Here is a 17,173-nt window from a genome sequence, read left to right as displayed (position 1 = left end):
CGCCCCTTGCAGCCACGCGGAAACACCTGCTCCATGATGCTGATCAAGCAATTCCCCGACATTTCCCTGGATGACACGCTGTTCGTCTTTGCCCTCGAGGCCGAGGCGGGAGAAGTCTTCACCGAGGTGAACACCGTGTTTACCGGCATTGGCAAAGTCAATGCGGCGATTGCACTGACCAAGGCGATTGCCACACGCAGGCCCAGACTTGTCGTCAACCTTGGATCGGCTGGCAGCCAGCGCCACGGCAAAGGCCAGGTGGTGTGCTGCAACCGTTTCGTACAACGTGACATGGACGTCACACCGCTGGGCTTTGCCCGATACGAGACACCCTTGTCGGATATCCCGGTAGTCCTGGAGCATGGCGCAGCAATCCCCGGGCTACCGTTGGAAACCTGTGGCAGCGGTGACAGTTTCGAGATCAACCATGGCGACGCGCCTTATGACGTGGTCGACATGGAAGCCTATGTGCTGGCGTTGATCGCACGCGGTGAAGGCATTCCGTTTGTGTGCCTGAAATACATTTCCGATGATGCCGGCAGCGATGCAGCAGGGGATTGGGCGGTGCAGGTTCACCTGGCGGCCGAGGCGTTCAAGCGGGTGCTGTTCAGCCAGGTGTGACCAAGCCTCATCACACCTGCGCCTGCAAACCCGCCAGATAGTCACCAAACCCTTCCCGGGCGCGGCTGTCGAGGCGGCTGCTGGTGGCCACGCTGTGCCTGGCGGTCCAGACAATCTGCGCGCCGCTGGCCTGAAGGTCGCTGACCAGCTGCACATCTTCATGCGCCGCGAGGGGCTGGAAGCCACCCACGCGTTGATAGGCAGCGGCGCACACACCCAGGTTCGCGCCGTGCACATGGCGATGGCCTTCGCGCGCTTCATAGCGGCTCTGGTACAGCTTGCGCAGGGCAGCTTTCTGCCAGGGCTGCCAATACTCGACATGCACGGTACCGCACACCACCTCGGCGCTGCAGGCCAGCTGCGACACCAGCCAGTGCGACGGCACCTGGCTATCGGCGTCGGTGCACGCCAGCCACTGCGCACCACGCTCGACCATGTGCGCCGCGCCCACCCGGCGCGCCATGCCGACATTACCGGCATCCACCTCCAAAACCCGCACACCGAAGCGCCGCGCCACCGCGCCACTACCGTCGCTGCAACGGTCCAGCACCACCAACACGTCTACCCGGTGCCCCGCCTGTTGCGCTTGCATGGCAGCGACCAACACCGCCCGCAGGCAGCGCCCAAGGCGGCGGGCTTCGTTGTGCGCCGGAATGACCACGGCAATCATGGGCAGGTCTCGTCCAGGTCAACCACGCTGGGCTGGCAGGACCAGTATTCCAGTACGAAGTCTGCCTCTTCATGCCGGAACTGGTGATGCAGAGGCAGGTGCTGGGCCAGCATGCGATGCACTTCCCGTCCATCCTGTGGGCAACCCACGATGGGGTGTTTCCAGTGACAGGCGAGCAGGGCGCCGTCGTAGGTCAGGCTGGCCACCGATTGCTCGATGACCTGCAGCCAGTCTGTAGGATCAAGGTAGTAACCGACTTCGCTGAGCACGATCAGGTCGAAGCGCCCGCCCGGCCAGTCCGCTGGTAGCCGGGCCATTTCCACCGAGGCGTTGGGCACATCGACGAGGCGTTCGCGGGCCAGGCCTACGGCCGTTGGATCAAGGTCCTGGCACAGCAAGTCGGCGCAGCGATCGGCCAGCAACGCACTGAGCTCACCATTGGCACAGGCTGGCTCGAATACGCGCTGATAGCACTGGCGGGGCAGGCTGGCCATTACCAGCTCGCGTTTGCGCTTCTCGTACCAGCGGGTGCGAAAAGCCCAAGGGTCTTCATTGGTGGCGTACAGCTCGGCGAAATATTGCGGATCCAGGCTCATGACAGCTCCATTCACAGGAACACCAGTTCGAAAGGTTGCAGCAGACATTCCATCAAGCGGGGTGGCAGCACCGGCGGCTGCTCGGCGTCCGGCTCCAGCTGGCTGACGTGGGCGGCCAAGGCCTTGCGCTTGCGGGCCAGGCGGCTTTCATCGAGCTGCAGGCGGTGCGCACGCGGCCATGGCAGGCGCGGGTCATCGGGCTCAGCCCAGTGCCACGCCCACACCGGCACCTCTGCCAATTGCACCCCGCGGGCGGCCGCCGCGTGTGCCGCAGCTCGGCCTACGGCCTCGTGATCGCAGTGCCCATCATTACGCCAGGTGGCCATCAACAGGTCATCTGGCCGCAGCAACTGGGTGAGGTGACTGACCAGGAATGCCTCTTCGCGCGGTAACTGGCCGTCCTTCAGGTGCAGCCTGCGCCAGTCCAGATGGGTAAGGTCCAGGTCCAGCTGCAGCAGGGCCTGGCGGCTCTCTTGCGGCCGCTGTCGACGCAAACGGTGCTCGGTCCAGTGGCTGGAGCCGGGGTGGCTGCCTTCACCGTCGGTGGCGGAAATCAGCACCAGTTCATCCTCGCGTCCCTTGAAACCCGCCAGCAGACCACCTGCCATGAGGATTTCGTCATCCGGATGCGGCGCGATCAACACCAGCCGGCGCCCAGGTGGGCACAGCTGCATTGGATCGAGCCATGTAGCGCGCGCAAGATGCGCACCTTGCTGCCAGGCTGCCCAAGGCGTGCCGTTGGCGGACTGAATAAGGTTCTGGCTCATAGCTGCCACACCCCGGCCGGTAGTTGGGTGAGCTGATGGCCCAGCACCGCCAGATCGCGCTCGGCATGGCTCTGGCGCATGAATACCGGTAGGTCAGCGCTCAGCCGGGCAAAATGGCTGCTGCGGCAGAATGGCGTGGCTCCCAGCGCTCGCCCAACGTGGCTGATCACACGTTCCACGGCGTGTTCCACCTGGGCACGCGTGCGGCGCACTTCGAAGCTGGCATCTGCGCCAGGTTGCCGGTCGATCCAGGCAGCACATTCGCGCAGCGCCGCGCGGGCACCGTACAACGCAGCATCCACTGCCCCCAGGTGCGCATCGGCATGGGGGTCGGGGCGGGGCTTGCGGCAATGTTCGCGCAGGTAGTCTGCCAGTGCCTCGGCCGCGCCGTACCAGCAGGCAGCGATGCCCGCACCGCCATGCCAAAAGCCAGGGCGTGCCAGGTATTGGCCCGGCGTGCCGATGAGCGTGCCGGGGGTGTCGTTGAATGTCACCTCGACGCTGGCAGTTGTGGCCATGCCGACTGCTTGCCAATGTTCGATGCACAGCCCCTGGTTCGGCTGTGAAAGCTCGATCGCCACCAGTTGCGGCTGGTCCGCCTCATCCCAGGCAGTGATCAGCGCCCGGTCGATCTGCAAGGCCCCTGAACACCAGGCCTTGCGGCCTTGCAGGCGCACCTGGTCACCTTGGCGCGCCGTCACCTGCGCACGTGCATCGGGCGGCTCAGCGGCCCACACGCCCCAGATGCCGTCTACGGCGTGGTGGGCGGCGCCGCATTCAGCAAGGATGGCCAGGGCATCGGTGTGGCCTTCATAGAGCTTGGCCAGCGCCAGGTCGCAACCGGCCACACGGGCCAGGGTCTGCCAGCGGCGCAGTGTGTTGCCTTGGCCCGGCAATGGCAACAGGTCGAGATGGTCGGCGTGCAGCGCCTGGATCAGCTGCGGCAGTTGCGTATCGAGGTTAAGGGGTTGCTGGCGCTCGCCAAAGGTACGTAACAGGCGGTCGAGGGTGGTCAGGTTGAAGTCCTGAACGATGCTCATCATTGTGTCTCCAGGTTCATGTCCAATCGCCGTTGCCCCATCATTTCAGCCCCAGTTGCTTGCGCATGTGTGCGGTGATGGACTGGCGTACCTTGCCCATCTCCGCCCATGGGTCATCAACTTCTGCCAGCCGCTCGTGCAGGTTGGCAATGTTCCATTGGTTGGCAGCCTTGATGTGCGCCAGTTCCTCGCGCCAGATCGGTACCGACACAGGTAACCCCTCACGGGCACGCAAGGAGTAGGCACAGGCTGTGGTGGCGCCCTTGCCGTTGCGCAGATAGTCGATGAAGATCCGCCCCACGCGGTTTTTCGGCCCCGACACTGCACTGAGGCGATCCGGGAACAGCTTGGCCAGGTAATCGACGATGGCGTGGCTAAAGTCCTTGACCTCGTCCCAGCCCGACCGCCGGGTCAAGGGCACGACCAGGTGAATACCCTTGCCGCCACTGGTTTTCAGGAACACCTTCAGGCCCAGTTCGTCGAGCAGGGTGAGGGTGAGCTGGGTGGCCTCCAGCATGGCCTTCCAGGGCAGCGCGGGGTCGGGGTCCAGGTCAAGTACGAAGCGGTCCGGTTTGTCGAAGTCCTTGTCCGTGGCGTTCCAGGTGTGCAGTTCGAGCATGTTCATCTGCACAGCACCTAGCAGGGTGTCCGGGCGGTTGATGACCATCGCCGCCTGGCCGGCCTCGGCCTTTTCATAGCTGATGACGTTAGGTATGTGCAGCTGGCCTGCGTTTTTCTGGAAGAACAGCTCCCCGGCCAGGCCGTCCGGGGCGCGCACCAGCGCCACCGGGCGTTGCTTGAGCTGGGGCAGGATCCACTGGCTGACGCTGGCGTAGTACTCGGCGACCTCGCGCTTGGTCACGCCGGTGGTGGCGTCGATCACCCGGTCGGGGTGGGTCAGGCGCAGTTCACCCAGGTTTTCAGGCGCCTTCGCCTGCTTGTTGCGTTTGGGCACGGTCTGGGTAGGCATGGCGCGCTCCAGGTCGATGGCGGTGGCCGCCTTGTCATCGCGCAGGCCATGGAACACCGAGTGGCGCACGATGCCGTCTCGGGTCATCTGGGCATAGGCGACTTCGGCCAACAATTGCGGTTGCAGCCAGTGCACACCCCGCGCTTCGGCACCGGTAGGCGGCTTGGCCAACGCTGGCTTGGCGATTTGCAGGGGTTTGAGCCGAGCATGGATGCTGGCCAGGGTCGCCGTGCTGAAGCCGGTGCCAACCTTGCCGGCGTAGTGCAACTGACCGCTGTCGTCGTCATGCAGGGCCAGCAACAGGGCCCCGAAGCCGCTGCGGCTACCTTTGGGGTCGGTATAACCGACGACCACGAACTCCTGGCGTTGCTTGCACTTGAGCTTGACCCAGTCCGGGCTGCGACGGCCGCTGTACGGGCTGTCGGCACGCTTGCCGATCAAACCCTCCAGCTCAAGCCGGCAGGCGCTGTCGAGCAAAGATTGCACGGGCTCGTCGAAGTCGGCAGAGAACTTGAGTACACCGGACTCATCGCGCTCAAGCAGTTGGCGCAAGGTGTCGCGCCGGCCCTGCAGCGCTACCTGGCGCAGGTCCTGGCCACCGAGGAACGGCAGGTCGAACAGGTAGTAGGTAATGGCTTCATCGTGCTCGGTGTCGAAGGCGTTCTGCAACGCCTGGAAATCGGCTGCGCCATTTTCGTCAGCCACCACCATTTCACCATCGAGCCAGGCTGCATCGAGGCCCAGCTCGCGCAGTGCGGCGATCTGGCGGGGCATCTTGCTGCTCCAGTCATGGCCGTTGCGGGTGAACAGGCGGATGTCATCACCCTCGATACGGGCCAGAATCCGGTAACCGTCGAATTTGACCTCGTAGCGCCAGTCCCCGCTGGGGGGCGAGTCGACCAAGGTTGCCAACTGCGGACTCAGCTGTGCAGGCAGGGGCACCTTCGGGCCTTTGACGGTGCGCTTGCGGCTGGCGCGCGGTGCGGCGGCTTTTTTCGCAGCGGCTTTGCGCGGTACCAGGGTGCGGTCGCTAAGCACGCTATCGGGCTGAGCCTGCACGACGCTGTAGTCGGCCTCGCTGCGAGCCTGGTCGTCGTGTGATTTCACCAGCATCCATTGCTCTTTCTTGCCATCCAGGCGGGTGCGAAACAGGTTCCACACACCGCTGAGCTTTTCGCCTTGCAGGCGGAAACGCAGCTTGCCTTTGGCGTAGGCTTCATGCGCATCGCCTTCGGGCTCCCATACACCGCGATCCCAGACAATCACATCACCTGCACCATAGTGGCCTTCGGGGATATGCCCCTCGAAGTCGGCGTAATCCAGCGGGTGGTCCTCGACGTGCACGGCCAGGCGGCGCACTTTGGGGTCGAGCGACGGGCCTTTGGGGATCGCCCAGCTTTTCAGGGTGCCATCCAGCTCCAGGCGGAAGTCGTAGTGCAGGTGGCTGGCGTCATGTTTCTGGATGCAGAACTGCAGCGCCTGCACCCGCTTGCCACGGCTGCGCTTGCCGCTGGGCTCGGGCGTGGCATTGAAGTCGCGCTTGCGCGCATATTCCTGCAGGGGCTTGGCCATGGCGGTTTCCGGGCAGTTCGCAGTCTCTAAGGTGGGAGGCGCCGCGTAGGGTGGTAGTTCAAAAAACTCTGAATCTTCCACACGCAGGTGCAGTCGACTTAATGAAGCCACCTGACGGAGAACGCACATGGCACGCACAGATGAACCAAAGCCGTATACCCCTCCAGAGATCGACGACACCGAAGACCGCATGGGCAGCGTCCGTGAGCTGGACTTTGATGACCGCCTTGATGAACGTGAAGGGCGTGTGGGCGATGAGCGACCGGCCGATGAAGTCGCCCGGGAGTTTCCGCCTCGGCGCGTGGCCGAAAGCGGCATGACCGGCGGCGAGGCCCTGAGCGACAGCTTGCATGAGGACAATGTTACCTATGACGACTTGAGCCCGGACACGTTGCTGGATGAAACCGGTGCCCGTGACCCGCACGAACCGGGTGGTAGTGGCGGCCCGGCAGACCAGAGCCTGCGGCACGTGGACGCCGACGAGATCGGCGGTGGCATAGGCCTGGATGAGGCCGAACTGGCCCGATCAGCGCCGCTGGATGGTAAACCGTGGACTGATGACGTGATCGAAGACGAGGAGGGCAAGCCGTGAACGAACCCCGCTGTACCTGCGCGCACTGTTCCTGCGTCTTGGATACGCCGGTATGTGAGCTGTTCTAACTGGCGATTGCTCAGTCCTTCGGGCTTAGGCTGTGGGAGCGGGCTTGTCCCGCGAATTGGGGGCATGCGGTGCCTGGCACCGGCTTTGCCGGTGTTCGCGGGACGAGCCCGCTCCCACAGAGCCCCTTTCTGTGGAAGCGGCGGTAGGCGTGGCGGGTTAGTGGGTTTGCCAGATGCCGTTGTTTCGTTCGCAATCGGTGCGGGCCTGGCCGAGGCTGGGGGTGTCGTAATAATAGGTGATTACCCGCGCATCTTTGGGCAACGCTGGTTTGTCCCCTCCTACGGATTTGGGGTTGGCCAGCGCTTCCTGAGTCAAAGGCGCGATGCAGCTGCCCACGCTGCCATCCGCACAGCGCGCTACCTTGCTCTTTTCGCTGTTGAGCATGTCCTTGCTCTCGTTGCTACACGACCAGTTGATCGCTTCGGCGGGCAGGTTGCTGTAGCTGTAGCAGGTGTGCCGCTCCACGGGTGTTACGGCATCGCTGGATGAGCGGGTCAGTACGTTGCAGCCCTCGGCCACGGCCTGGCCGCAGACCAGGCTGACGACCATCAGCGTCAAGATCCGTACACGCATTTGCCACCTCCAGGGCCAGCGGCCCTCGTCAGGTCTGGGCGGGCTTGTCGCCTTGGCGCATGGCCTTGGCGCGTTTTTCCAGGACCAGGTAGGTAACCACTGCCAGTAGCAGTGGAATCAGGTAGTACAGTGTGCGATACCCGAGCAAGGCAGCCACAAGCGTGCCTTGGGCCATCTGCCCGTGCAGCAAGGCCAGAAACACTGCCTCAAGTACGCCCAGCCCCGCAGGGATATGCGCAACCACGCCAGCCACGCAACTGATCAGCAGGATGCCGAGAATGGACGGGTAAAAAGCCTCGCCCGGCAGCAACCAGAAGATCAGCAGCGCCATCAGCGCCCAGTTGCTGGCACCCAGCGCAACCTGGCACAGTGCCAAACGCAGCGACGGTAGCGTCACTTCGTGGTTGCGCCAGGACCACGTGCGCTTGGTTGCAAAACCACAGGCCAGCAGGTACCCACCCGCGATCGCCAACAGCAGCAAGCCGATCAGGCGCAGACCTGTAGCGCCCACCGCCCAGCTGCTGGGCAGCTCCACGAAGCCGAGGGCGAATACGGTGCCGGCCAGCAGCATGTAGCCCATCCAGTTGGTCAACAGGCCCAAGGTGAGGATGCGCGTAATGGTCGGGGTATCCAGGCCCAGGCGGCCATATAACCGGTAGCGCAATGCAACGCCGCCTACCCAGGTCGTGAAGTTGAGATTGAAGGCGTAGCACACGAAGGCGACTGGCAGCACCTGCCGGGCGGGCAACTGGTGGCCGGTGTAGGCCCGTGCCAGCAGGTCGTAACTGGCAAATGTCAGGTAGCTGCACAGCGCCAGCGCAAGGCCGATGGCCAGGGTGCCGGGCTTGTAGGCCAGCAACGACTGGCGCACTTCATTCCAGTCCAGATTGCGTGCCAGCATAAACAGCAGAACAGGTATGAGAATGAGGAACGCCAGCGTGAACAGGCGTTTCACCCAGGTTTGCCAGCCTTTGCGCGCCATCAGGTATTGCCCTCGTGCAGGTTACCCTGAGCCTCGACTTCCGGCTGCACCGAGCGCAAACGCTGGCGGTGTGCCGGGAACCAGCCAGCAATGCGCGGAAAATGGCGGATCACGTGGAAGCACACGAAGATCAGCGGTGCCCGCCACCAGTAACCGCGAATCATGCGCTCCAGGGTGACCGGCTTGCATTGCTCGCTGGCCAGGGCCTGTAGATGCTGGTTCAGTTGCTGGTTGAAGGCTCGATCACGGATGAAAAGATTGGCCTCCAGGTTGAATGACAGGCTCAACGGATCAAGGTTGCTGGAGCCAACGGTGGACCACTCATCGTCAACCAGTGCAACCTTGCCGTGCAGAGGCCGCTGGCAGTATTCGTGGATGGCCACGCCGTCGCGCAGCAGATAGTTGTACAGCAGCCTCGAAAGTGCACGGACCCAGCGCATGTCAGGCTGGCCCTGCAGAATCAAGCGCACATCCACGCCACGCCGGGCGGCGTTGCGCAGCTCCCGCATCAATCGATAACCCGGGAAGAAATACGCGTTGGCAACCACGATGCGCTGCTTTGCACCACGAAAAGCCTGCAGGTAGTGGGTTTCGATATCGGTACTGCGCAGCCCGTTGTCGCGTTCGACCAGCACGGCGCTGCTGGCCCCGGCCGGCTCGGTTACCGGGCGTACCGCGCTGGGTGGCTGCAGCACCGGCGACATCAGGCGCTTGCTGGCAGCATGCACCTGCGCTACCACCGGGCCGGTGACCTCCACCGCATAATCCTGCTTGGCCATGGCACCAAAGTCGCCAAGATGATCGGCGCTGTAGTTGATACCGCCGATAAATGCCCGCTCACCGTCGACTACCACGATCTTGCGGTGCAGGCGCCGGAACAGGTTGGTGCGCATGCCCACCAGCCGGGGCTGTGGGTCGAAAGCGTGAAAGCTCACGCCGGCATCGGTCATGGCCGAAATGAATTCGGTGGGCAGGTCGGCAGTGCCGTAGCCATCCACCGCTACCTCCACCCGCACACCGCGCTGGGCAGCGTCGATCAGCACCTGTTGTAACTGCTGGCCGACCTTGTCGTCGAAGATGATGAAGGTTTCCAGCAGAATTTCTTCCCGCGCCTGGGCCATGGCCTCGAAGACGCGGGGGTAGTATTGCTCGCCATTGATCAGCAACTGCACGCTGTTGCCGTCCACCCAAGGTCGATTCACAGGTTGATCTCCGCAGCCAATGGGGCGTGGTCGGACAGGTGCGACCACGGGTATGTCGAGAGCACTTGGGCAGTGCCGGGCATGGCGTTGCGCAAATAGATGCGGTCCAGCCGCAACAACGGCAGGCGCGCGGGGAAACTGCGCGCCGGGGTGCCGAAGTGCTCGCCGAAAGCCTCTATCAGGTGTTCGCACAGCACGGCATCTGCTTTCAGGCGCCAGTCGTTGAAATCGCCGGCGATAATGACCGGCGCTTCAGGCGGCAGACTGGCCAGCAGGTCGAGCATCAGCTTCACCTGGCGCTGCCGGTGGGCTTCGCGCAGGCCCAGGTGCACGCACACCGCATGCACCTGGTCGTGGCCTGGCACGTCCAGCTGGCAGTGCAGCAGGCCGCGCTGCTCATTGCCCTGTACTGACACATCGAGGTTGTTGAAGTGAGTAATGGGGAATTTCGACAGCAGCGCGTTACCGTGATCGCCATGCGGGTATACGGCATTGCGCCCGTAGGCGAACTGCGGCCACATGCTGTCGGCAAGAAACTCGTACTGCGGCATTTCTGGCCAGGCCGCATGGCGCAGGGCATGCTGCTGATGGCTGCCGTGCACCTCCTGGAGAAACACCAGGTCGGCGCCCGTGGCACGCACGGCCTCGCGCAATTCCGGCAGGATGAAGCGCCGATTGAAAAAGGTGAAGCCCTTGTGCACGTTCAGTGTCAGCACATTGAGCCGGCGTACCGCAGTGACCTTGTCGATGATGCTGCGTGGGGCGGGCAGGGTCTTGTTCACAAGGCCACCTCCGGCAGGACGCCAGGCTCGGTCATGAGCTCATGGTCCAGCGACAGCTTCTGCAGCAGGCGTCGCGCATCGTAGGGGGCGTGAACCTTCTGGTCGTTGTCGAAATAGCAGTAGACATCGCGGGTCGCCCGACGCGGCGGCGAGCCCTGGACGACCAATTGCGCATCCTCAGCCTGGCTACCCTGGCTCCAGCGCTGGATGCGCTGCTTCCAGCGCCTCAGTGCGTTGGCCGTATACCCACTGCTGTAGAGCTCGACATCGCCATGCAGGCGCATGTACACAAAGTCGGCGGTAACGTCTTCCACATACGGCCATTTGCCGGCGCTGTCGGCAACTACCAAAGCGACCCGGTGCTTGCGCAACAGCTTGATGAAGGTCTCACAGAGGAAACTCTCGTTACGGATCTCCACGGCATGACGCAACCGTGCATTGCCGTGTATGCCCAAGCTGCCGTTGCCCTGCAAGCGTGCCGCGCAGTGTTTGGCACATTCACGAGCCGCTTTATGGTTACGCGGCAGCAGTTCGAGAAACCGGGCAAAACGCTCTTCATCGAACTTCATGTTCGGTGGAAATTGCCACAGGATCGGGCCAAGCTTCTTGCCCAGCAACAGTGGGCCTGAGGCGAAAAAGTTCGCCACCGGTTCTTCGATGTCCCTAAGCCGCCGTACGTGCGTGATATACCGCGGCCCCTTCACCGCGAACACGAAGTCGTCCGGCGTCTCGTCACGCCAGCCCTGGTAACGTTCAGGCGTTTGCAGGCTGTAGAACGAGCCATTGATTTCGATGCTGTTCACCGCCCGCGAAGCGAAGGCCAGTTCGTCGTCCTGCCTCAGCCCCTTGGGGTAAAAGTCCTTGCGCCAGGGGCCATAGCGCCACCCGGAGATACCGATGCGGATATCGCTCACGCTGCCGTCCTCATTGCCGGTTCTATTTCGGTCGCTCCAAAGTGCGACCGATAAAGACAGGCCAGGGTTCAGCACGTTTGACCAACGGGAAAGGCTGATACCAGGTTGAACTTTGCGGCGCTTGGCGTTTCCACCGGATACCCGCTTCGTGGAAGGGTGTCAGGATAAAATCGAGGCAAGCATGGCCAGACATATCATCCATTTCACCGGGCCGATCAACTCGTCGACCTGTGGCAACCTGATCAACACCTGTTCGCGGGCGCTGCAACAGGGCGCCGGTATCCTGCAACTGAACATCGCTACCATGGGCGGCGAGTGCAGTTATGGCTTCACCCTGTACAACTTCCTGCGGGCGTTACCGGTCGAGGTGCATACCCACAACCTGGGCACGGTGGAGTCCATGGGCAATATCCTGTTCCTGGCAGGGGAACGGCGCACGGCGTGCAGTTTCAGCAAGTTCCTGTTCCACCCGTTTCACTGGACCTTGCACGGTTCGGTGGATCATTCGCGCATGGCTGAGTACGCCATGAGCCTGGATTATGATTTGAAGTTGTATGCGCAGATTGTCGCCGAACGAACCCAGGGGGCAACGGAGGTACTGGACGTGCCGCGGTACCTGATGGCCTATCCGCGGATTCTGGGGCCACGTGAGGCGCTGGATAACGGGATGATTCATGCCATCGACGAAATGCCAATCGAGGCGCAGTCGGTTCAGTGGAGTGTGCATGCCTAGGGTGTGGCTGTGCGTGCCTCTTCACAGTTGCGCGAAGGCACGCACCGAGTAACCGGGCTTACCGAACTGACGCGGCGGTGGCTCTGTCACAGGCCAGCAGCGAGCGGATCAGCAACTTGATCTCACCCTTGAGCCCAGGCGCCTGGTCCAGATGGGCAAAGCGGCAGTCGGTAATTTCATGCTGCGCCTTGGGCTGCGGCGCGTCGGCAAACTCTGCTTCGAACACGTAATGCATACGCGCGGGGGCCTCGTGACGCATCAGCAAGGTCAGTGACGCTGCCTGCAGCCCGGTTTCTTCCAGCAACTCACGCTCTGCAGCTTGCGCTGGCGTCTCGCCAGGCTCGATCTTGCCGCCGGGGAGGGTCCAGGCACCGTTGGATTTTCGCACCCATAACCATTTTTGTGTTTGCTTGCCGTGCCGGCAGATGATGGTGGCGCGATCCTTGTTCAGCTTCATTCATGCTCCTTGGTGATGCGCTTATTGCATGAAGATATGGCCGTTGGCGGCAATAAACGTTGCGTTTAACCCGACGAACGGTCAAAGCACGTAACGTGCCACCCACGGCTTTCGCCCGCCACGCAAACATTTTGCTGGCGTAAGATTTGTGCCACTGGTCAGTTGCCAGCAAAAGCATTGAGCAGAGCCGGGCAACAGTGGCTCGGAAACTAGGCATGGCACAGATTCGTGTCACCAGCCTATCCATCGCAAGGAGAACCCACATGGCGCAGGATCAAGAGCGGACAAGCCAGCGCGGCGGCACCAAGGAAACCAACCCGGGCAATTTTGCCAATGACCGGGAGCGTGCTTCGCGCGCGGGCCACAAGGGGGGGCAGGCATCTGGCGGCAATTTCGCCAACGACCGACAGCGTGCATCGGAAGCTGGCCGCAAGGGTGGCCAGAACAGCCACGGCGGGGGGCGCAACCCGTGAGGGCAACCGCTCGCTGAATGTCCAGGAACACATGTGGTGCCCGGCAGCGATTTCGGGTTTGCGAATCCGGAATCGCGCCATGACTTCGTCAGGAGAAACGAGCATGCGCGCATTGACCTATCACGGCGCAGGGGATGTCCGCGTCGACACCGTTGCAGAGCCCGGTCTGCAGGAAGACGACGATATCTTGCTGCGGGTAACGGCCACAGCCATTTGCGGCTCCGACCTGCACCTGTACCGGGGCAAGATCCCCATGGTCGAGCAAGGCGATATTCTTGGCCACGAATTCATGGGCATCGTCGAAGAGGTGGGCAGCGCGGTAACCGCGGTGCGCCCGGGTGACCGGGTAGTGATCCCGTTTGTCATCGCCTGCGGTGACTGCTTTTTTTGCCAACACGACTTGTTTGCCGCCTGCGAAACGACCAACACGGGGCGAGGCGCACTGCTGAACAAGAAGACCATACCGTCTGGCGCAGCGCTGTTCGGCTACAGCCACCTGTATGGCGGCATACCTGGCGGGCAGGCCGATTATGTGCGGGTGCCCAAGGGCAATGTAGGGCCGTTCAAGGTGCCGGGGCACCTGGCCGACGATCAGGTATTGTTTCTCTCGGACATTCTCCCTACAGCCTGGCAGGCAGTGCTCAATGCCGAAGTTGGCCAGGGTTCGTCACTGGCAATCTATGGCGCCGGCCCGGTCGGGCTGCTGTCTGCTGCTTGCGCACGCATGCTGGGGGTGGAGCAGATCTTCATGGTCGATGAATGTGCCTACCGGCTGGATTATGCTCATCAGGCCTACGGAGTGATTCCTGTCAATTTTGCCTATGATGATGACCCAGCCGATAGCATCGTGCGCCATACCGCCGGCATGCGTGGTGTGGATGCGGTAATCGATGCGGTGGGTTTCGAAGCCAAGGGCAGCACAACGGAAACGGTGCTCACCGCGCTTAAGCTCGAAGGCAGTAGCGGCAAGGCCCTGCGCCAGAGTATCGCGGCCGTGCGCAGGGGTGGGGTGGTCAGTGTGCCGGGGGTGTATGCGGGGTTTATCCATGGTTTTCTGTTTGGCGACGCCTTCGACAAGGGCCTGACCTTTCGCATGGGGCAGACCCATGTGCAGCGCTACCTGCCTGAGTTGCTGGCGCATATCGAAGCAGGCCGGCTGGACCCGCAGGCCATCGTCACCCACCGCATGGCGCTGGAAGATGCCCCGCGTGCCTACGAACTGTTCAATGGACAGCAGGATCAGTGTCGCAAGGTGATTCTGGTGCCCGGTGCGGCCCCGGACCCACGCGGTCAGGGTGCCGCAGTGCGCTGAAACGGCCGCTTGTGCCGAATGTTCGACAAAATTTTGAATCTTCTGGCCATGGCCCGATCAATCAGGGTGTCATCCATGGAGAAGAGGAGGCCCCTGCGATGCCTAGCCCACAGCTGTACATCATCGATTACCAACTGCATGGCCAACCGCGCAGTTTCATCATTCGCCTGGAACGCCTGGACAATGCCGAGGCCTGGCATTGGGCAAGTTGCGATGCGGGTATCGGCATTATTCCCAAGTTCGGGCGTGAGAAGATCAAGAAGATCAGCCGGCCGATGGCCGAGCGTTACGGGATTACCGGCGTAAGCTGGCGGATTTCGGGGAGCAAGCCGAGCCAGTCGGTGGGAGACCCGGCGGCGATGATGTAATACCACCTCAGCCTGACACATAACCATGCTGCAACGGGGTCCCCGGCTGCAGCATGGTGCCTGGATAAACCCTTTGTCAGGCGCCGGACTCGGGGTCACTGGCCGGGACGCCGGGGCGATTTTCCTCGTCGTCAGTCACATTGGGGTCGGCATCCGGGTCATCCACTTGGTCGTTGCGGCGATCCGGCTCAAGCTCCGGCCAGTCATCCTGCACATTGCCACCACCCATCCGCAGTAAGTAATCCATCGCGCAATCCTCGTCTGTGATCCTCATGGTTAGGAGCGAAAGACCTGTCTTAAAAGTCATCTGGATAGCGGCAGTCGCTGACCAACGGTGGCACCGTGTCGGGACACTTGTGCGGGCCCTTTCGAGGTTTACCCGCGAAGGGGCCCGCAAGGTGAACAAATCACGCCGGCTGTTTCAACACCAGGGTCAGAATGTCATAGCTGGCCACCAGCTCACCCAGCTGGTTGGTTACCTCCACATCCCACGCCACCACCCCTTGCGGCTGGCCCAGCGGGCTGGTTTTGCCCTGGTCGATCTTGCGCTTGCAGGTCAGCCGTGCCTGGATGGTATCGCCAATGCCCACCGGGTTGATGAAGCGCAGCGTATCCAGGCCATAGTTGGCCAACACCGGCCCGGCACCGGGCGACACGAACAGCCCGGCCGCCGCCGAGAGGACGAAGTAGCCGTGGGCGATACGTTTACCGAACTGCGATTCTTTGGCCGCGATTTCGTCGAAGTGCATGTAGAAATGGTCCCCCGACAGGCAGCCGAAGTTGACCAGGTCGGCTTCGGTCACGGTGCGGCGGTGGGTGAGCAACGACTCGCCGATGCGCAACTGCTCGAAGTATCGGCGGAACGGGTGCACTTCGGTCTCGATCACTTCGCCACCGCGCACGTATTCGCCGGTGACCGCCGTGAGCATGCTCGGCGAACCTTGTACTGCGGCGCGTTGCAGGTAGTGCTTGACCGCGCGCAAGCCACCCAGTTCTTCACCGCCGCCGGCCCGGCCCGGCCCGCCGTGCTTGAGTTGTGGCAACGGCGAGCCGTGGCCGGTGGATTCCTTGGCGGCCTCGCTGTCGAGCACCAGCAGGCGGCCATGCCAGGCAGCCGCCACCGGTATGGCCTTGGCCGCAATACTGCGGTCGGCGGTGACCAAGGTCGCCACCAGGCTGCCTTTGCCTCGGGCGGCCAGTATCAAGGCTTCGTCAAGGTCGTGGTAGGCCATCAGTGTGCTGACCGGGCCGAACGCTTCGATATCGTGGGCGCCGCCGTCGGCGTGCGGGTCGCGGGCCTGTAGCAGGGTCGGGGCAAAGAATGCGCCCTCGGCCACGCCATCGCCACGCGGGGCGAAGCCGTCGCTGGCGCCGAACAGCTGGTCACAGCTTTGCAGCAGGCTGCGCACCCGCTCGGTCACGTCGTGCTGCTGGTCGTGGGAAGCCAGAGCCCCCATGCGTACGCCCTCCAGCGACGGGTCACCCACAACCACCTTGCTCAGCCGCTCGCGCAAGCGCGTGGCAACCGCATCAATGTGCTTGGCCGGCACGATGGCGCGGCGGATGGCGGTGCACTTCTGCCCGGCCTTGGTGGTCATTTCACGCACCACCTCCTTGATGTACAGGTCAAACTCTTCGCTGTCCGGGGTCACATCCGGGCCAAGAATGGCGCAGTTCAGCGAGTCGGCTTCGGCGGTGAACGGTACCGAATTGCGCACCAGGTTCGGCGTGACGCGCAATTTTGCGGCGGTATCGGCTGACCCGGTGAAGGTCACCACGTCCTGGCCTTGAAGGCGGTCGAGCAGGTCGCCGGTGCTGCCAATCACCAGTTGCAAGCTGCCCTCCGGCAGCAGGCCGGAGGCGTTCATCAGGCGGACGACGGCTTCGGTCAGGTAGCTGGTGGAAGTCGCCGGTTTGACGATGCACGGCATGCCCGCCAGGAACGTCGGGGCGAACTTCTCCAGCATGCCCCAGATAGGGAAGTTGAAGGCGTTGATGTGCACCGCCACGCCTGCGCGCGGCACCAGAATGTGGCTGCCGGCGAAATGACCTTGCTTGCCCAGCGCGATGGCCGGGCCCTCGTGCACCAGGTTGCCCGACGGCAGCTCGCGGCTGCCGATGCCGGCATAGGAGAACAATGTGGCGTTGCCGCCTTCGATGTCGATCCAGCTGTCGGCACGGGTGGCGCCGCTATGGTGCGACAGGGCGTAAAGCTGTTCCTTGCGCTCGGCCAGGTACAGGGCCAGCGCTTTCAGGCGTGCAGCACGCTGCTGGAAGTCCATGGCCATGAGGCTGGCCAGGCCACGCGCACGGGCGAAGTCCACGGCTTCGGCGAAGTCCGGGCGTTCTTCGTGGCTGTAGGCAAGTACGTGGCCATCAAGGGCGCTGCGCAGGGCTTGCGCGCCGTGCTGGCCGAGCCAGCGGCCGGCGATGAAGCTTTGCAGGGTAGGGGCGGCAGACATGCTGTTCTCCATACTGTT

Annotated in this window: 19 protein-coding genes; 6 read left to right on the top strand and 13 right to left on the bottom strand. The window is 62.9% G+C overall.

Annotated features, from left to right (window positions below; translation table 11 throughout):
* Positions 1–33 precede the first annotated feature (33 nt).
* Positions 34–621: a phosphorylase family protein gene (locus OZ911_RS14665; protein ID WP_016487178.1), complete on the top strand. Its 588-nt coding sequence runs from the start codon at positions 34–36 to the stop codon at positions 619–621.
* 10 nt (positions 622–631) lie between these two features.
* On the opposite strand, the gene OZ911_RS14660 is transcribed toward OZ911_RS14665, so the two are convergent.
* Genes OZ911_RS14660 through ligD form a run of 5 tightly spaced genes read right to left on the bottom strand, consistent with a single transcriptional unit; the run spans position 632 to position 6,236 of the window.
* Positions 632–1,291 carry a glycosyltransferase family 2 protein gene (locus OZ911_RS14660; protein ID WP_016487177.1) on the bottom strand — a complete coding sequence of 220 codons (660 nt, stop codon included), beginning with the start codon at positions 1,289–1,291 and terminating at the stop codon, positions 632–634.
* On the bottom strand, positions 1,288–1,887 hold the full coding sequence (locus OZ911_RS14655) for a class I SAM-dependent methyltransferase (protein ID WP_016487176.1): 600 nt from the start codon (positions 1,885–1,887) through the stop codon (positions 1,288–1,290). Before OZ911_RS14655 ends, OZ911_RS14660 begins: the two co-directional genes overlap by 4 nt.
* An 11-nt stretch (positions 1,888–1,898) precedes the next feature.
* Complete coding sequence (locus OZ911_RS14650) at positions 1,899–2,654, bottom strand: PIG-L deacetylase family protein (RefSeq protein ID WP_016487175.1); 756 nt, start codon at positions 2,652–2,654, stop codon at positions 1,899–1,901.
* Positions 2,651–3,694, bottom strand: coding sequence for an acyl-CoA dehydrogenase family protein (locus tag OZ911_RS14645; protein WP_070086401.1), 1,044 nt, complete (start codon positions 3,692–3,694; stop codon positions 2,651–2,653). The genes OZ911_RS14650 and OZ911_RS14645 overlap by 4 nt, the downstream gene beginning before the upstream one ends.
* A 40-nt stretch (positions 3,695–3,734) precedes the next feature.
* A complete protein-coding gene (gene ligD / locus OZ911_RS14640) occupies positions 3,735–6,236 on the bottom strand; it encodes a DNA ligase D (RefSeq protein WP_070086400.1) in 2,502 nt (833 codons plus the stop codon).
* A 127-nt stretch (positions 6,237–6,363) separates the two neighbouring features.
* Here ligD and OZ911_RS14635 point away from each other — a divergent pair, with 127 nt between their 5' ends.
* On the top strand, positions 6,364–6,828 hold the full coding sequence (locus tag OZ911_RS14635; RefSeq protein ID WP_016487172.1) for a hypothetical protein: 465 nt from the start codon (positions 6,364–6,366) through the stop codon (positions 6,826–6,828).
* 225 nt (positions 6,829–7,053) lie between these two features.
* Here OZ911_RS14635 and OZ911_RS14630 read toward each other — a convergent pair whose 3' ends face one another.
* From OZ911_RS14630 to OZ911_RS14610, 5 genes are read right to left on the bottom strand one after another with little or no spacing between them, the layout of a single operon-like run.
* Positions 7,054–7,470 carry a hypothetical protein gene (locus OZ911_RS14630; RefSeq protein ID WP_023048029.1) on the bottom strand — a complete coding sequence of 139 codons (417 nt, stop codon included), beginning with the start codon at positions 7,468–7,470 and terminating at the stop codon, positions 7,054–7,056.
* A 28-nt stretch (positions 7,471–7,498) separates the two neighbouring features.
* Complete coding sequence (locus OZ911_RS14625) at positions 7,499–8,452, bottom strand: lysylphosphatidylglycerol synthase domain-containing protein (protein WP_023048028.1); 954 nt, start codon at positions 8,450–8,452, stop codon at positions 7,499–7,501.
* Positions 8,452–9,654, bottom strand: a complete 1,203-nt coding sequence (gene clsB, locus OZ911_RS14620; RefSeq protein WP_016487169.1) for a cardiolipin synthase ClsB — start codon at positions 9,652–9,654, stop codon at positions 8,452–8,454. Before clsB ends, OZ911_RS14625 begins: the two co-directional genes overlap by 1 nt.
* Entirely contained in the window at positions 9,651–10,436 is a 786-nt protein-coding gene (locus OZ911_RS14615; protein ID WP_016487168.1) for an endonuclease/exonuclease/phosphatase family protein, read from the bottom strand. The genes clsB and OZ911_RS14615 overlap by 4 nt, the downstream gene beginning before the upstream one ends.
* Entirely contained in the window at positions 10,433–11,350 is a 918-nt protein-coding gene (locus OZ911_RS14610) for a DUF72 domain-containing protein (protein WP_016487167.1), read from the bottom strand. The genes OZ911_RS14615 and OZ911_RS14610 overlap by 4 nt, the downstream gene beginning before the upstream one ends.
* 181 nt (positions 11,351–11,531) lie before the next feature.
* Here OZ911_RS14610 and OZ911_RS14605 point away from each other — a divergent pair, with 181 nt between their 5' ends.
* Complete coding sequence (locus tag OZ911_RS14605) at positions 11,532–12,083, top strand: ATP-dependent Clp protease proteolytic subunit (RefSeq protein WP_016487166.1); 552 nt, start codon at positions 11,532–11,534, stop codon at positions 12,081–12,083.
* A 58-nt stretch (positions 12,084–12,141) separates the two neighbouring features.
* Here OZ911_RS14605 and OZ911_RS14600 read toward each other — a convergent pair whose 3' ends face one another.
* Positions 12,142–12,540 carry an NUDIX hydrolase gene (locus OZ911_RS14600; RefSeq protein ID WP_016487165.1) on the bottom strand — a complete coding sequence of 133 codons (399 nt, stop codon included), beginning with the start codon at positions 12,538–12,540 and terminating at the stop codon, positions 12,142–12,144.
* A 263-nt stretch (positions 12,541–12,803) separates the two neighbouring features.
* Between OZ911_RS14600 and OZ911_RS14595 the strand changes: the two genes are divergently transcribed.
* The 3 genes from OZ911_RS14595 (at position 12,804) to OZ911_RS14585 (ending at position 14,693) form a co-directional block, all read left to right on the top strand.
* Positions 12,804–13,013, top strand: a complete 210-nt coding sequence (locus OZ911_RS14595) for a con-10 family general stress protein (protein WP_016487164.1) — start codon at positions 12,804–12,806, stop codon at positions 13,011–13,013.
* Positions 13,014–13,116: 103 nt separating this feature from the next.
* Complete coding sequence (locus OZ911_RS14590) at positions 13,117–14,325, top strand: zinc-dependent alcohol dehydrogenase (RefSeq protein WP_070086399.1); 1,209 nt, start codon at positions 13,117–13,119, stop codon at positions 14,323–14,325.
* Between the two features lie 98 nt (positions 14,326–14,423).
* The gene (locus OZ911_RS14585) at positions 14,424–14,693 is read left to right on the top strand and encodes a DUF6555 family protein (protein WP_023048027.1); all 270 of its coding nucleotides are present in this window, start codon (positions 14,424–14,426) and stop codon (positions 14,691–14,693) included.
* 76 nt (positions 14,694–14,769) lie between these two features.
* Here OZ911_RS14585 and OZ911_RS14580 read toward each other — a convergent pair whose 3' ends face one another.
* Positions 14,770–14,940, bottom strand: coding sequence for a hypothetical protein (locus tag OZ911_RS14580; protein ID WP_016487161.1), 171 nt, complete (start codon positions 14,938–14,940; stop codon positions 14,770–14,772).
* Between the two features lie 160 nt (positions 14,941–15,100).
* Complete coding sequence (gene paaZ, locus OZ911_RS14575; protein ID WP_060517778.1) at positions 15,101–17,155, bottom strand: phenylacetic acid degradation bifunctional protein PaaZ; 2,055 nt, start codon at positions 17,153–17,155, stop codon at positions 15,101–15,103.
* Positions 17,156–17,173: the final 18 nt, after the last annotated feature.

This window comes from Pseudomonas fortuita (genome assembly GCF_026898135.2).
GTDB lineage: Bacteria > Pseudomonadota > Gammaproteobacteria > Pseudomonadales > Pseudomonadaceae > Aquipseudomonas > Aquipseudomonas fortuita.
The sequence above is the reverse complement of the archived record's forward strand: the minus strand, read 5'-3'. Positions and strand labels throughout refer to the sequence as shown.